This window comes from Alkalihalobacillus sp. MEB130, from assembly GCF_032335535.1.
In the GTDB taxonomy this organism is placed as follows: domain Bacteria; phylum Bacillota; class Bacilli; order Bacillales; family Bacillaceae_D; genus Halalkalibacter.
This window is the reverse complement of sequence record NZ_JAOANA010000004.1, coordinates 161,747-176,823: the sequence shown is the minus strand read 5'-3', so window position 1 is coordinate 176,823 and position 15,077 is coordinate 161,747. Positions and strand designations below refer to the sequence as shown.

General features: G+C 38.2%; 15 protein-coding genes. All 15 read left to right on the top strand.

Going from position 1 to position 15,077, the window contains the following annotated elements:
- Positions 1-2: 2 nt before the first annotated feature.
- The 15 genes from spoIIAB to N0O92_RS06100 all read left to right on the top strand — a co-directional run bounded on the left by spoIIAB (position 3) and on the right by N0O92_RS06100 (position 15,070).
- Complete coding sequence (gene spoIIAB, locus N0O92_RS06170) at positions 3-443, top strand: anti-sigma F factor (RefSeq protein ID WP_315613781.1); 441 nt, start codon at positions 3-5, stop codon at positions 441-443.
- A gap of 12 nt (positions 444-455) precedes the next feature.
- Entirely contained in the window at positions 456-1,220 is a 765-nt protein-coding gene (sigF, locus tag N0O92_RS06165) for an RNA polymerase sporulation sigma factor SigF (RefSeq protein ID WP_315613780.1), read from the top strand.
- A gap of 206 nt (positions 1,221-1,426) precedes the next feature.
- Entirely contained in the window at positions 1,427-3,328 is a 1,902-nt protein-coding gene (asnB, locus tag N0O92_RS06160; protein ID WP_315613779.1) for an asparagine synthase (glutamine-hydrolyzing), read from the top strand.
- Between the two features lie 286 nt (positions 3,329-3,614).
- Complete coding sequence (gene spoVAC / locus N0O92_RS06155) at positions 3,615-4,079, top strand: stage V sporulation protein AC (RefSeq protein ID WP_315613778.1); 465 nt, start codon at positions 3,615-3,617, stop codon at positions 4,077-4,079.
- A gap of 14 nt (positions 4,080-4,093) precedes the next feature.
- A complete protein-coding gene (gene spoVAD / locus N0O92_RS06150; protein WP_315613777.1) occupies positions 4,094-5,098 on the top strand; it encodes a stage V sporulation protein AD in 1,005 nt (334 codons plus the stop codon).
- Between the two features lie 2 nt (positions 5,099-5,100).
- Positions 5,101-5,454, top strand: a complete 354-nt coding sequence (gene spoVAE / locus N0O92_RS06145) for a stage V sporulation protein AE (protein ID WP_034628827.1) — start codon at positions 5,101-5,103, stop codon at positions 5,452-5,454.
- A 5-nt stretch (positions 5,455-5,459) separates the two neighbouring features.
- Positions 5,460-6,035 carry a stage V sporulation protein SpoVABEA gene (gene spoVAEA / locus N0O92_RS06140; protein ID WP_315613776.1) on the top strand — a complete coding sequence of 192 codons (576 nt, stop codon included), beginning with the start codon at positions 5,460-5,462 and terminating at the stop codon, positions 6,033-6,035.
- Positions 6,019-7,506: a spore germination protein gene (locus tag N0O92_RS06135; protein WP_315613775.1), complete on the top strand. Its 1,488-nt coding sequence runs from the start codon at positions 6,019-6,021 to the stop codon at positions 7,504-7,506. Before spoVAEA ends, N0O92_RS06135 begins: the two co-directional genes overlap by 17 nt.
- A gap of 331 nt (positions 7,507-7,837) precedes the next feature.
- Entirely contained in the window at positions 7,838-9,157 is a 1,320-nt protein-coding gene (gene lysA, locus N0O92_RS06130; protein ID WP_315613774.1) for a diaminopimelate decarboxylase, read from the top strand.
- A gap of 144 nt (positions 9,158-9,301) precedes the next feature.
- On the top strand, positions 9,302-10,075 hold the full coding sequence (locus tag N0O92_RS06125) for a DeoR/GlpR family DNA-binding transcription regulator (protein ID WP_315613773.1): 774 nt from the start codon (positions 9,302-9,304) through the stop codon (positions 10,073-10,075).
- A gap of 109 nt (positions 10,076-10,184) precedes the next feature.
- Positions 10,185-10,943, top strand: coding sequence for a 2-dehydro-3-deoxy-D-gluconate 5-dehydrogenase KduD (gene kduD, locus N0O92_RS06120; protein WP_396334471.1), 759 nt, complete (start codon positions 10,185-10,187; stop codon positions 10,941-10,943).
- 22 nt (positions 10,944-10,965) lie between these two features.
- Positions 10,966-11,796: a 5-dehydro-4-deoxy-D-glucuronate isomerase gene (gene kduI / locus N0O92_RS06115; RefSeq protein ID WP_315613772.1), complete on the top strand. Its 831-nt coding sequence runs from the start codon at positions 10,966-10,968 to the stop codon at positions 11,794-11,796.
- Between the two features lie 52 nt (positions 11,797-11,848).
- Complete coding sequence (gene uxaC / locus N0O92_RS06110; protein WP_315613771.1) at positions 11,849-13,252, top strand: glucuronate isomerase; 1,404 nt, start codon at positions 11,849-11,851, stop codon at positions 13,250-13,252.
- 176 nt (positions 13,253-13,428) lie between these two features.
- The gene (locus tag N0O92_RS06105; protein WP_315613770.1) at positions 13,429-14,181 is read left to right on the top strand and encodes an NAD-dependent epimerase/dehydratase family protein; all 753 of its coding nucleotides are present in this window, start codon (positions 13,429-13,431) and stop codon (positions 14,179-14,181) included.
- Between the two features lie 217 nt (positions 14,182-14,398).
- Positions 14,399-15,070 carry a rhamnogalacturonan acetylesterase gene (locus N0O92_RS06100; protein ID WP_315613769.1) on the top strand — a complete coding sequence of 224 codons (672 nt, stop codon included), beginning with the start codon at positions 14,399-14,401 and terminating at the stop codon, positions 15,068-15,070.
- Positions 15,071-15,077 lie beyond the last annotated feature (7 nt).

The following is a 15,077-nucleotide window of genomic DNA, read 5'->3' as shown; positions in this document are numbered from 1 at the left end:
CGATGCAAAATGTAATGGATTTGAAGTTCTCAGCTCAGAGCCAAAACGAGTCTTTTGCTCGTGTAACAGTTGGAGCCTTTATTGCTCAACTAGATCCAACTATGGACGAAATGACGGAAATTAAAACAGTCGTTTCTGAAGCAGTGACAAATGCTATAATTCACGGTTATCATAATCAGCCTGATGGGATGGTTTATATTCATTGTACGCTTGAGAATGGTACGATAGAACTTACAATTCGTGATGAAGGAATGGGCATTCAAGATATAGAAGAAGCACGTCAGCCACTTTTTACGACTAAGCCAGAGCTTGAACGTTCCGGAATGGGTTTTACGATTATGGAGAACTTTATGGATGAGCTGAAAGTCGTATCGGAACCGATGATCGGTACAACTGTCTTTGTAAAAAAAACACTTACAAATAGCAAAGCTATGTGTAATTAAGGAGTTTTGCCTATGGATGTCGAGGTAAAACAACAAAAGAAGAAGCAGGCACATTTTTCTGATTCTGAAGTGAAGGCATTAATTGCCAGGAGTCAGGAAGGAGACCAAGAAGCCAGAGATTTAATAGTTAATCGGAACACAAGACTCGTATGGTCTGTTGTCCAACGCTTTATGAATCGAGGCTATGAAGCGGATGATTTGTTTCAGATTGGTTGTATTGGCTTGATTAAGTCAGTCGACAAGTTTGATTTGTCATATGATGTCAAGTTTTCAACATATGCTGTACCGATGATCATTGGTGAGATTCAACGGTTTTTGAGAGATGATGGAACGGTGAAGGTTAGCCGGTCTATTAAAGAACTTGGCAATAAGATTCGTAAAATGAAAGATGAAATGACAAAATCATTAGGGCGGACGCCAACGGTGAATGAGATTGCTGAAGCACTAGAGATTACTCCAGAGGAAGTTGTTTTTGCAGGTGAGGCAAGTAGGTCGCTCTCTTCTATTCATGAAACGGTCTATGAAAATGATGGAGATCCGATCACGTTGTTAGACCAAATTGCAGATCAAACGGAAACCAAATGGTTTGATAAGATAGCGCTAAAAGAGGCAATCCGCGATCTAGATGAGCGAGAACGTCTTATTGTATACTTAAGGTATTATAAAGACCAAACACAATCAGAAGTTGCCTCAAGGCTTGGTATATCTCAAGTTCAAGTATCACGACTTGAAAAGAAGATTCTTGAACAGATGAAGCTTGAGATGGGGGATGTGTAGGGATTGAAAAGAGGTTGACCCTTCTAAAACGGGAATTATTTCCGTGGAAGAAGAGTTAACCTCTTTTTTTGGGTTGAAATTTCGAGAAAATAATTGTTTTAGTCTGAATCGTTTCTATTAAATGATGCGTCTAACTTATGAATATTCGTAGTGAGATACAACCACACTACGAGTGACATTACTAGTAGAAAAGTGGGTGCCAATTTATGTGTGGGTTTGTAGCGTGCATTTTTGATGAACCTCAAAAAAATGACGATAAAATAAAAGAAATGAATCGATTAATCCCGCATCGGGGTCCCGATCAGGAAGGGTATATGAGTGGAGAACATGTTCAACTTGCGTTCAGTCGGTTAAGCATTATTGATTTAGAAGGTGGGTATCAGCCTCTTTCATATATGAATGGACGTTATTGGATTGTGTTTAACGGTGAAATTTATAACTATGTTGAATTAAAGCAAGATCTCCAAGCTAAAGGCAAACTCTTCAAGACAGATTCTGATACTGAAGTCATTCTTGCTCTTTACAGTGAAGTGGGGGCTAGAGTCGTTGATTATTTACGTGGAATGTTCGCTTTTGTCATTTGGGACAATCATGAGAAGGAGGCGTTTGCTGCAAGAGATCATTTTGGGATCAAGCCGTTATTTTATAAAGAAGAAAATAATAAAATAGTATTTGCATCAGAAAAGAAAAGTTTGCAAGTAGATGAAGAGATGAATGAGATAAATGAACAGGGATTGCAGCACTATTTGTCTTTTCAGTATGTACCCGAACCATTTTCGATGACAAGCGGTATTTATAAATTAGAACCTGGTTATTCCCTTCGAAAGGAAATTGGTAAAAAGAGTAAAATGACACCGTATTTCAAACCAAGTTTTCATCCGATTAACCAAAGTGAAGAAGAGTGGATCAAACAAATCAGAGAAACGTTGTATGATTCTGTTGCAAAGCACTTGCGAAGTGACGTACCTGTTGGAGCATTCTTATCTGGGGGAATTGACTCAACCATTATTGCTTCCATTGCAAAAGAAATGAAACCAGATTTAGAAACGTTTTCGGTTGGTTTTGAACAAGAAGGTTATAGTGAACTAGATGTAGCGAAAGAAAGTGCAGACAAGCTCAATATAAAAAATAGCGCGAAGATAATCTCAGCTGATGAGTATTGGGGAGAGCTTCCAAAAATTATGTGGCATATGGATGATCCATTAGCTGATCCAGCTTGTGTTCCTCTCTATTTTGTGGCACAAGAAGCGAGTAAAAGGGTAAAAGTCGTTCTCTCTGGAGAAGGGGCAGATGAGTTATTCGGTGGGTACAACATTTATCGTGAACCACAAAGCTTAGCTTGTTTTGACTATGTTCCATCTGTTTTTAAACAACATTTACGGAAATTAGCCATGATTCTACCAGAGGGTGTGAAAGGAAAGAGTTTTCTTGAACGCGGAACGACGCCCCTGGAGGAACGATATATTGGGAACGCTAAGATGTTTTCTGAATTTGAAAAGAAACAAATCCTCACTACATACAATGAGGAATATACGAATGAACTAATTACGAAAAACATCTATGAACGTTCGAATGAGCAACATGCGGTTAATCGAATGCAACATTTAGATATGTGTACGTGGCTCCGAGGAGATATTTTAGTAAAGGCGGACAAAATGACGATGGCACATTCGCTAGAGTTGCGTGTACCCTTTTTAGATAAAGAGGTGTTCGAACTGGCCTCTCATATTCCTCCTGAATGGAAAACAACAAATGGAACAACGAAGTTTATCCTTCGCAAAGCTTTTGAAGGTATTGTACCAGATCACGTTTTCATGCGGAGAAAGCTAGGGTTTCCTGTTCCTTTACGTCATTGGCTTAAAAACGAATGGTATGATTTGGTGAAACAAGTTATCGAAGACAGTGAAACCGAAGCTTTTATTGATAAAGGGTACGTTACTAAACTTCTTGAAGAGCATTGCTTAAATAAAGCAGATCGGAGCAGAAAGATCTGGACTGTTTTAGCCTTTATGATATGGCATCAAGTATATATTGAAAAAAAATATGGTGTTAAAGATTGGCTAAAAGAACGAAGAGTAGAAGAAGAGCAATGGAGAGTTATTATTTAGTAAAGGGCTGTTTTCAATGCGTGTTCTCTTCATGTTCGTTCCATTGCGCTATAAGGAAAAGCTATTTCATAGCAACAATCTTTACAAAAACAGCGAAATAAAAAAGGACCGTATAAGGGGCGAATTCTTCCTTATCCGGTTCTTTTTGTGTTTTCTTATTAAAATTCTCCCGCGATTAGAATGATAAGTCAAAGGTTCAGTCATACTAACTTTACAGTGCAATGATTCTGTTCTTTTACATTTATCGTGTAACAAGGTCGTAGGTTTTATGATTGGGGGGCTATAAATGGGAGTCGATGAGAAGCAAAAAAAATTGTACCAAAAAAATATTAAGCTATATCAGCCGAAAAGCCATATTTTTAAAAATGGGTTGAAAGCTTTTTTAGTAGGTGGAGTCATCTGTGCTTTGGGGCAAGCGATAAGCCGGATTTATATGACATATTTACCGATTACTCAGGAAGAAGCAATGAGTCCTACTTTAGCAACACTTATTTTACTAGCAGCGTTAGCTACTGGATTTGGAGTATATGACAAACTAGGGCAGTTTGCAGGTGCTGGATCTTTAGTTCCGGTAACTGGTTTTTCTAATGCGATGACAAGTGCAGCGCTCGAACATAAAAGTGAGGGGTTGGTGTTTGGGATTGGAGCAAATATGTTCAAATTAACGGGTGCCGTTATTGCATTTGGTGTTTTATCAGCTTATTTAGTAGGACTAACAAGAATGCTTGTAGCGATGCTGATTAATTCGTAAAGGACGTGTTGAAGTTGGAAAGACGAGGGAAGCAAACATGGCATTTTGATCAACCTGTCTATATACAGGGGGTGGGAACAGCAGTAGGTCCCGAAGAGTTGAAAGGTCCCCTCGGAAGCAGTTTTGATGTTACGTACGATAATTTATACGCAGGGCAAGATAATTGGGAACTAGCTGAGCGCAAATTAATGCAAGATGCAGTAGAAACAGCTCTCAAGGACGCAGAGAAGAAAAGTGAAGAAATGGATTACTTTTTTGCGGGTGATTTGTTAAATCAGATCGTCACCTCCAATTATTATGCTCGGGAAATAGATGTTCCTTATTTCGGGCTTTTCTCAGCTTGTGCAACAGTGATGGAAGGGGTAGCCTTGTCGTCATTATTTGTTGATACGGGTGTAGCTAATTTAACATTAACAGCGGTTAGCAGTCACAACGCGACAGCGGAGCGACAGTTTAGATATCCGACCGAATTTGCTGGCCAACGCCCAGATACAGCGACATTTACTGTAACTGGAGCTGGGGCGGTTGTAGTGGGGAAAAAGCCTTCACTTATTAAAGTAACAGAGGCAACAATCGGAAAAGTAAAAGATTACGGAATTAAACAGCCTTTTGATATGGGGTCTGCTATGGCGCCTGCTGCTGCTGATACGATTGTGACTCATTTACAAGAAACGGGACGCGACCCCTCTTATTATGACGTAATTGTTACTGGGGATTTATCGCGTGTAGGAAGTGGAATTTTGCGCAAGCTAATACAGGATAAGGGAATGGTACTTGATCGGTACGAGGATTGCGGTGTAATGATCTACCATCAAGATCAACCAGTTTTCTCAGGAGGAAGTGGCGCGGCTTGTCCCGCTGTGGTCACCTTCGGACATTTGTTTAAAGAGATGAAAGAAGGAAGGATAAAGCGGATGCTTGTAGCTGCAACGGGGGCACTATTAAGTCCGTTAATGATCCAACAAAAAGAATCGATTCCTTGTATTTCTCATGCGGTGTCATTTGAACGGGAGGAATAGGCATGTTTGATTATCTTGCAGCTTTTGTCGTGGGGGGGATTATCTGTTTTATTGGACAAATGCTAATGGATATTGGCAAATTGTCCCCCACGCACACATTAAGTACGCTCGTTGTAGCCGGAGCATTACTCGATGGCTTTCACTTGTATGATCGGTTAATTGATTTTGCTGGAGCCGGGGCAACGGTTCCGATTACGAGCTTTGGACATGCTTTGGTTCATGGAGCTATGTCTGAGGGAGATCGATATGGTTTTTTTGGAATTGGTATGGGAGTATTTGAAGTTACATCCGTTGGAATTTCATCAACTATTTTATTTAGTTTTTTAGTCGCTATATTCTTTAAACCAAAGGGGTGATCAAAATGGAGAGACGGAAAGTCATTCTTATTACGGATGGGGATGAACATGCAAAGAAAGTGGTTGAATTTGTAGCAGAAGAGATCGGTGGAAGGTGTATTAGCTATTCGTATGGGAATCCAACCCCGATTAGTGGCGAAGAAATCGTCTCTCTTGTTTTGCAAACTCCTTATGATCCAGTACTAGTTATGTTTGATGACTGTGGTCAGCGTGAAGAAGGTATCGGTGAGAGGGCGATGCACTATGTAGCAACTCATCCACAGATTGAAGTGTTGGGAGCGATCGCTGTAGCTTCGTCTACTCATTCAAGTGAATGGACTCATGTTGATGTTAGCGTAGATCGGTATGGACATCTGACAGAATATGGAGTCGATAAGGAAGGTATACCAGATTTAGAAATAGGGAGAATAAATGGCGATACCGTTTATATATTGGACGAGCTAGATATTCCTATTGTCGTAGGAGTGGGGGATATTGGAAAAATGGCCGGATTCGATACAGTAAAAAAAGGAGCCCCTATTACGAAACAAGCAGTAGAAATAATTTTGGAACGGAGCGGATATCATGAGTCAAGCACATGAAAAAACAGAGACCCCGATATCACGTAAGATTGTTGAAAATGAGGCAGAAATAAAAAAACGACTCGGTTTTGGTACGTCATTTGATGTTGGGATTCGTACGTTTACGATTCTAGACAAGCATGTTCAGATGTATTTTGTGAATGGATTATGTGACATTCAGTTTATTATTGAGCTGCTTAAAGAATTAATGGATTTAGACGCAAGGGGAAGAAAGACGGAGACGACTAATGTAAAAATGGCAATTAGAAATCACTTGCCACATGTCCAAGTCGAGTATTCTGATACACTTGAAGATTCGATAACGAAAATGCTTTCTGGTCTTGTATTCATCGTAATCGAAGGTGAAGACCAGGCAATCGTTATTGATGTGAGAAGTTACCCTGGTCGGGGTCCTGAAGAGCCTGATACAGAGAGAGTCGTACGCGGTTCTCGTGATGGCTACACGGAGAATATTATTTTGAATACGGCTCTTACACGTAGACGGATTAGAGATGAAAGTTTACGAAACGAAATTATGCAAGTTGGAGAACGTTCTAAAACAGATGTGTGTATTTCCTACATTGATGGAATTGCTGATCCAAAAATGGTTGAGATTCTAAAAAAAGAACTTGAAGCAATAAACATTGACGGTATCTCAATGGCTGATAAGATAGTCGAAGAATATCTTGTCAAACAAGGGTATAATCCTTTTCCATTAGTAAGGTATACAGAGCGCCCAGATGTAGCAGCCAATCATTTATTAGAAGGCCATGTTTTGATTATGGTTGATACGTCACCAAGTGTCATCATTACACCGACGACGTTTTTCCACCATGTACAACATGCAGAAGAATATAGGCAAGCACCGATGATCGGTACATTTTTACGTTGGACACGTTTTATCGGAATTATGTTTTCTTTGCTCATTTTGCCTTTCTGGTTATTGCTTGTGATGCAACCAACGTTATTACCAGCAGCTTTGGATTTTATTGGGCCAAATGAAACGAATAATATTCCTGTCTTCTTACAAATTATTTTCGCCGAACTTGGAATAGAGCTGCTCCGAATGGCAGCGATTCATACCCCTTCTCCACTTGCCACGGCGCTCGGGTTAGTTGCTGCACTCTTAATTGGTGAAATTGCTATTCAGGTTGGTTATTTTACTCCTGAAGTGATCCTTTACGTAGCGATTGGTGCAATAGGGATGTTTGCGACACCGAGTTATGAACTAGGCGTGGCACTTAGGGCAACAAGAATGTTCTTAATATTAGCGGTCGCCATCTTTAAAGCGCCTGGTTTTATAATCGGTACAACATTATTTATTTTAGTTTTGGCAGCAATTCGTACGTTTGCTAAACCGTACTTATGGCCATTCCTACCGTTTGACCCTGCTGCTATGTGGCATATTCTTGTTCGGTCTACTGTACCGTCAGTTAGGTTTCGGCCAAGAATTGTCCATCCGCAAGATCCAATTAAACAAAAATCGGAATAAAAAAGGGTCAGACCCCGCTTTAGTAATCTAAAGCGGGGTCTGACCCCTACCTCATGGGGTATGTCTTCGAGTCTTGATCAAAACCCGTTCTTGTGATAAAGTATACACATTCATTTTGTATTTTATGGACTCTTCAAAGCTATGAATTTTGTATAGAGATAGTCCATATTTATCTAAACTAGGTCGTTGATATGAAATAACTATATCCTGTTGCATAGTGTAGTGGGAGACAGTACACGATTTTTCAAGCAGCTAGTGTAGGTAGCATTAGCTGCTTTTTTATAGGAGTTACAGTTAACTATGTTTTGATATGAAAAAGGGGAGACCATAGATGTATACACACGGAACGAGTCGAATAAATGATCAGGGACACTTGGAAATTGGTGGCGTAAATACAGTTGAACTTGCAAAAGAATATGGTACACCGTTGTTTGTTTATGATGTTGCATTGATCCGTGAACGTGCTTTGCAATTTCAGGAAGCTTTTAAGAAAGAAAATGTGCCTTATCAAGTTGCGTATGCAAGTAAAGCATTTAGTTGTATGGCGATGTTTCAACTTGCCGATGAGTTAGGATTAAGTTTAGATGTCGTTTCTGGAGGAGAATTATATACAGCTATTGAAGCTGGTTTTCCTATGGAACGCATTCATTTTCATGGAAATAATAAAAGTTTATCAGAGTTGGAAATGGCTGTTGATGCGAAAATTGGCTGTGTCGTAGTCGATAATTTTTACGAATTAGAAGAACTAAGTCGAATTTGTAAAGAGAAAAAGTACAATATGAACATTCTCCTTCGAATTACACCTGGGGTTGAAGCCCATACTCATGATTATATTTCTACTGGACAAGAAGATTCAAAGTTTGGATTCGACTTAGTTAGTGGTCAAGTACATGATGCTGTTAAACTAGCAAACGAAGATGAATGGTTAAAGCTATTAGGTGTGCATAGCCATATTGGTTCTCAAATCTTTGAAACAACTGGATTTGTTATGGCTGTCGAGAAAATGTTTGAACTTATTACAGAGTGGAAAGAAAGATTCAATTTCATTCCAACTGTATTAAATCTTGGTGGAGGCTTTGGGATTCGTTATATTGAAGGAGACACACCGCTACCTGCTGAAGAATATGTAACGAAGATGATTGAAGTGGTTAAACAAAAAGCGGCTGAATCGAATTTGACAATGCCGGAAATCTGGATAGAGCCTGGTCGCTCTTTAGTTGGAGATGCAGGAACAACACTTTATTCGATTGGTTCTAAAAAACATATTCCAAATGTACGCGATTATCTAGCTGTTGATGGTGGGATGAGCGATAATCTTCGTCCAGCGTTATATCAGGCAGAGTACGAAGGAGTTCTAGCAAATCGAGCAAATGAAGAAGCGACTGAAACATTTTCAATTGCAGGTAAATGTTGTGAAAGTGGCGACATGTTAATTTGGGATTTGCCTTTGCCAAAAGCAAACCATGAAGATATTTTAGCTGTATTTTGTACAGGTGCTTATGGTTATGCAATGGCTAATAATTACAATCGAATTCCACGCCCGGCTGTTGTGTTTGTTGAGGATGGAGAGGCATTTGAAGTGATTAGACGTGAGCGATTTGAAGATTTAGTTCGATTAGATTTACCGCTTGTTAAGAAAGTAACAAAATAATATTGAATCGGAAGAAGACTGTCACCCTTTTTATGACAGTCTTCTTCTTTTGATATGGATCCTTGTTCATACAAATGAGTGTTTACAATTGTTTGATTATGTTTGATAATTAATAAAGAGAATGATAGGCTTAGGAGGTTAGACATGCTATCAGTGGAACGTTACGAAAAAATACTTGGTGAGTTAGATAAAAACAAAGCCGTTAAGGTTTCAGAATTAAGCAGCTTTTTAGGGGTCACGGATAAAACAATTAGACTAGATTTAGAAACACTTGAAAAAAAGGGACTTCTTAAGAGAATTCACGGGGGAGCTGTGCTGTTAGAAGAAAAAGAAGACAGAATCTTTCCGATTGATGCAAGGCAGTCCACGAATCATGAACGTAAAATAGCAATCGCTAATGAGGCGATAAACGGCATAAAGAATGATGATACGATATTACTTGATGGGGGAAGCACAACCTTCCAAATGGCTAAATTGTTAGGTGATTTTCCTGTAAGTGTAATTACAAACGATATTAATATTGCGCACGAATTAATAAAGAAAGAGAAAGTGCAGCTAATGATGTTAGGTGGATCACGTATTGGAACCTCATCTTCTTTATATGGCGGGCAAGCTATTGATTTATTAAACCGAATACGAGTACACCAATTATTCTTTGGTGCAACAGGAGTCTCTATCGAACATGGACTTACTGTTCTTAACAGTTTCCACGTTGAATGGAAGAGAAAAATTATTGAATGTGCTGATCGTGTCACTCTTCTTGCAGATTCCACTAAGTTTGAAAAAGTAGGTTTAATTCAATTTGCAACACTAGCTGATGTTGATTCTATTATTACGGATGATAAATTAGATGTTTTAATACAGTCGAGACTACAGAGTGAGGGAACTCAGGTAATCATTAGTCCACTGAAAAGTTGATTTTTTCAAAAAGACATATTGCCACATGCTCTAACTGGTGCTATACTCGAACTGTAACGAACATAAACGAACATTTGAAGCGCGAATCAATGTAAAAGGAGGTACAGTAGTGATTAAAGATCTCTATTCATTACATGGTAAAGTAGCACTAGTTACTGGTGCAAGTCGTGGGTTAGGTCAGGGAATGGCTGTCGGACTTGCTGAAGCTGGAGCTGACGTAATTGGTGTTGGTATAAGTGATATGAGTAAAACGAGAAGTCAAATTGAAGAGCTTGGTAGGAAATTCTATGAATTGAAAGCGGATTTGTCCGAGCCAGATGCTGCTAAACAATTAGTATTAAATGCTATTAGAGAAGCGGGAAAGATTGATATTCTAATAAACAATGCAGGGATTATTCGCAGATCTGATGCTGAGAGTTTCTCAGATGAAGATTGGAACGCTGTCATAAACGTTAATTTAAATTCTGTTTTTCAGCTTTGTAGAGAAGTAGGTAATCACATGCTTGAAAATGGATCTGGAAAGATTATTAATATCGCGTCAATGCTATCATTCCAAGGTGGGTTACGAGTCCCAGCTTATACGGCTAGTAAGCATGCTGTAGCTGGACTGACAAAATCACTTGCTAATGAATGGGTAAGCAGGGGGATAAATGTAAACGCTATCGCGCCGGGGTATATGGAAACAGATAACACAGAGGCACTGCGTGCAAATGAAGAAAGAAATGCTTTCATTACTTCACGAATACCAAAGGGAGAATGGGGTAAGCCCGAAGACTTAAAAGGACCCGTTGTGTTCTTAGCGTCAGAAGCATCAAGTTATGTAAATGGTCATGTATTATGTGTTGATGGTGGATGGATGAGTTCGTAATTTAGAAAGGGGAAGTTGAAAAATGGAAATAAGACATGCAACAAGTCCAGTGGGAATCAAGCAAAATACGACGGAGCAATTAAGGAATGAATTTCTAATTGAATCTCTTTTTGTAGATGGAGAAATCAATATGGTTTATTCACATTATGATCGAGTGATTGTTGGTGGTGCTATTCCTACATCTCAAGCATTAACATTAGATGCAGGAGATGCATTAAAAACAGATTACTTCCTTGAGAGAAGAGAAATTGGTATTGTGAATATTGGACCAAAAGGAAAAGTAGTTGTTGACGGAGAAGAGTTTGAATTAAACAAACGTGATTGTTTATATGTAGGTTTGGGGAAGAAAGAAGTAACTTTCCATAGTGTAGAGCCAACTACTCCTGCGCGCTTTTACTTAGTATCAGCTACCGCACATAAAGAGTACCCAACAAAAGTTCTGCCGATTGCAGATGCTGAACCTACGAAATTAGGATCAGATAGTGAATCAAATAACCGTACAATTTATAAATACATTCATGATGGTGGACTGCAAAGCTGTCAATTGATGATGGGAATGACTTTGCTTGAGCCAAATAATATGTGGAACACAATGCCTGCACATGTTCATGATCGCCGCATGGAAGTATATTTGTACTTTGATATGGATGAGGAATCACGAGTTTTCCATTTCATGGGTGAACGAAGTGAAACACGTCATCTCGTTGTGAAAAATGAAGATGCTATTATTTCTCCACCTTGGTCAATCCATTCAGGTGTAGGTACGAAAAACTATACATTTATTTGGGCAATGGCTGGTGAAAATTACACGTTTAAGGATATGGATTTTGTGAAGATGGAAGATTTAAAATAATTTTATAAGAACAAAAATAACAACGTTGTTATTAGTGAGGTAGGAGGATTACATGTCTAAACCATTTATTCACGATGATTTTATCTTAAATAGCGAATCGGCAAAAGTTTTATACCATGATTATGCTAAAGAGATGCCAATATACGATTATCACTGTCATATTAGTCCAAAAGAAATCGCGGAAAATCGTACATTTTCTAACCTATCTGAAATTTGGTTACACGGTGACCATTATAAGTGGCGAGCCATGCGAACGCTTGGAATAGATGAGCGCTTTATAACAGGAGATGCTAATGATAAAGAAAAATTTCAAGCATGGGCAAAAGCTGTTCCGCAAACAATCGGCAACCCGCTTTATCACTGGACTCATATGGAATTAAAACGGTATTTTGACGTAGATATCTTATTAAATGAGGAATCTAGTGTAGAGGTTTGGAACCATTGCAATCAAATTTTGAAAAATGGATTAACGACTCAAAAAATTTTAGAAAAGTTCAGTGTAAGGGTTGTTTGTACGACAGATGATCCTGTTGATTCATTAGAGTATCATCAAACGATCAAACAAAACGAAGCGATTCAGACAAAAGTGCTGCCAGCTTTTAGACCAGATAAAGCTGTTGAACTTACGAGGCCTGAGTTTAATGAATATATTAATAAATTGGCAGAGGTTTCAGAAATAGGAATCACGAAGTTTGAGGACCTTTTGAAAGCAATAGAGAAACGAGCTCACTATTTCCATGAGCATGGCTGTCGCCTTTCTGACCATGGCATTGAGACATTGCCTTTTGAGTCAGCTTCTTATGAAGAGGCATCTCAAATATTTACTAAAGCTAGGACAGGAGAGTCTATTAATTCATTAGAAGAAAAGAAATATAAGACATTTACTCTTCTATTTTTAGGAAGGTTATATCGTTCCCTTGGTTGGACAATGCAATTACACATTGGTGCGATCAGGAACAATAATGAGAGAATGTTTACGAAGCTTGGTCCAGACACGGGCTTTGATTCTATTCATGATTTCGATTTGGCAAGGCCGCTTAATTCGTTCTTAAATGAATTAGATAGAGAGAATGAATTACCCAAAACAATCATTTATAATTTAAACCCAATTCATAACTATGTCATTGCAACAGCTATTGGTAACTTCCAATCGAGTGAAGCAAATGGCAAGATTCAATTTGGATCTGGCTGGTGGTTTAATGATCAAAAAGATGGGATGCTAAAGCAGATGACAGATCTTGCAAATCTAGGATTATTAAGTAGCTTTGTAGGTATGTTAACAGATTCAAGAAGCTTCCTTTCTTACCCTCGTCATGAATACTTCAGAAGAGTGCTATGTGATTTGGTAGGTGGATGGGTAGAGTCTGGTGAAGCACCCCGAGATTATAAGTTGCTTGGAAATATGATTCAAAATATTAGCTATAACAATGCTGATCATTATTTTGAAATGAAATAAAATAACAATAGGCTCTACTCTAGCAATTCAACAAGAGTAGAGCTTTTTTTATAACAACCTTACTATAGACAGTGAATTAGTGAAAAGTGGACATGTCCCTTATATTTTAAATACATAAATTTTGGATAAAAGTAGAAGTTATGTATAGAACTCATTATGAAGGGACTATACAAACAATGAAAAAAATCGTCATTATAGGTGGTGCAGGTACCGTAGGAAAGCAATTAGTAAACGGATTACGAAAACACCACCATGAAATTACGGTTATTGATCAACATAATATTTTTCAATCAAAGACAGAAATTGACTTCATTCAGGCTGATGCTACTAATTTACAAGAGCTCATGGAAAAAGTCCCCAAAGCAGATGTGCTAATTAACTTGTTAAATACTGAAACAAAGCATGCACTTGAAGATGTGGATACATTTGAAAAGATGACAAGTATCTTTTTTAAATCTACTTATTACCTTTTATATACAGCAAATCAAAAGAATATACAAAAGGTAATCTTCGCTAGTACCAATCATGTAACAGATTGTTATGAGGACGAAGGAAAATCAATTTTAGGCAGAGAGATAACCGTAAAAGACTATCCTTGTTCTAATAGTTTATATGGGGTATTAAAATTTGCATCAGAGCAAGTAGGAGCCTTATTTTCTAAGGAGGAAAGGTTATCGGTTATCAATATACGTATTGGTTCTGTACCAAAAGATGTGACAAAAGAAGAGATTGAGAAGAATGACCGGTTAAAGCATACGTTGTTAACAGATACTGATCTCATTGCTTTGTTTCAAGCCGCAATCGAATCGGATGTTATATTTGGTACGTATTATGGTGTATCGGATAATATTGGTAAACCTTGGGATATGGAAAATGCCAAAAAGGAGTTAGGGTATAAATCAGAAGAAAACACGAGTGATATATTGTAGTCAACTTATAAAGAGGAAAAAATATCTGATGGGATTGTGCCCAAAGGTCAAACGTTAGACCTTGGAGGTACAATCTTTTTTGTGTTCTGATCTAATGATTACCGTTAAAAGTAAGCGATAACAAGGTGTTTGAGAACCTAATGTAATGATTATATACGTACTCATTGGTTGCTTTTATAATCAGGAAAATACCTGCTAGAGGAGGTCATACTTTTCAATGATAACCATTTATTTAGCTGGCGATTCAACTGTCTCTAATTATGAAGTGAGTAGAGCACCAAGAGCTGGTTGGGGACAAATATTACAACGTTTAATGAAGGAAGAAATAGTTGTACAGAATGAAGCAGCATCAGGGAGAAGTTCAAAAAGCTTTATTGATGAAGGTCGATTAGACATGATTGACCCAAAAATGACCAATGGGGATTATTTGTTTATTCAGTTCGGTCATAATGACTCAAAGATGGATAAAGAAAGGTATACAGAGCCATCTACAACATTCAAATCGTACTTAACTTTGTATATTGACATTGCTAGAAAGAATCAAGCTTATCCGTTACTTATTACACCTGTTCAAAGAAGAAGTTTTAATGAAGAAGGTGTATTTCAAGAAACTCACGGAATCTACCCTGAAGCAATGAGAGAGTTAGCAAAACAACTCGAAGTTCCATTGATTGATTTAACGGAAAAGAGTAGAAAGTTATTTGAGCATTTAGGACCTGAACGGACGAAGGAATTATTTCTCTGGTTAGATCGAGGAAAGTCTTTGAATTATTTAGAAGGAGTTCAAGATGACACTCATTTTTCCGAAATGGGAGCAAAAAAAATAGCTGAGCTAGTTGTGGAAGGAATCATTGAATTAAATTTACCTATAGCAAAATACATGAAATGAGTAGGAG

Bases quoted from the DNA above. Each gene is read 5' to 3' on its own strand.
- spoIIAB (WP_315613781.1), top strand. From the start codon at position 3: ATGCAAAATGTAATGGATTTGAAGTTCTCAGCTCAGAGCCAAAACGAG.
- sigF (WP_315613780.1), top strand. From the start codon at position 456: ATGGATGTCGAGGTAAAACAACAAAAGAAGAAGCAGGCACATTTTTCT.
- asnB (WP_315613779.1), top strand. From the start codon at position 1,427: ATGTGTGGGTTTGTAGCGTGCATTTTTGATGAACCTCAAAAAAATGAC.
- spoVAC (WP_315613778.1), top strand. From the start codon at position 3,615: ATGGGAGTCGATGAGAAGCAAAAAAAATTGTACCAAAAAAATATTAAG.
- spoVAE (WP_034628827.1), top strand. From the start codon at position 5,101: ATGTTTGATTATCTTGCAGCTTTTGTCGTGGGGGGGATTATCTGTTTT.
- spoVAEA (WP_315613776.1), top strand. From the start codon at position 5,460: ATGGAGAGACGGAAAGTCATTCTTATTACGGATGGGGATGAACATGCA.
- N0O92_RS06135 (WP_315613775.1), top strand. From the start codon at position 6,019: ATGAGTCAAGCACATGAAAAAACAGAGACCCCGATATCACGTAAGATT.
- lysA (WP_315613774.1), top strand. From the start codon at position 7,838: ATGTATACACACGGAACGAGTCGAATAAATGATCAGGGACACTTGGAA.
- N0O92_RS06125 (WP_315613773.1), top strand. From the start codon at position 9,302: ATGCTATCAGTGGAACGTTACGAAAAAATACTTGGTGAGTTAGATAAA.
- kduI (WP_315613772.1), top strand. From the start codon at position 10,966: ATGGAAATAAGACATGCAACAAGTCCAGTGGGAATCAAGCAAAATACG.
- uxaC (WP_315613771.1), top strand. From the start codon at position 11,849: ATGTCTAAACCATTTATTCACGATGATTTTATCTTAAATAGCGAATCG.
- N0O92_RS06105 (WP_315613770.1), top strand. From the start codon at position 13,429: ATGAAAAAAATCGTCATTATAGGTGGTGCAGGTACCGTAGGAAAGCAA.
- N0O92_RS06100 (WP_315613769.1), top strand. From the start codon at position 14,399: ATGATAACCATTTATTTAGCTGGCGATTCAACTGTCTCTAATTATGAA.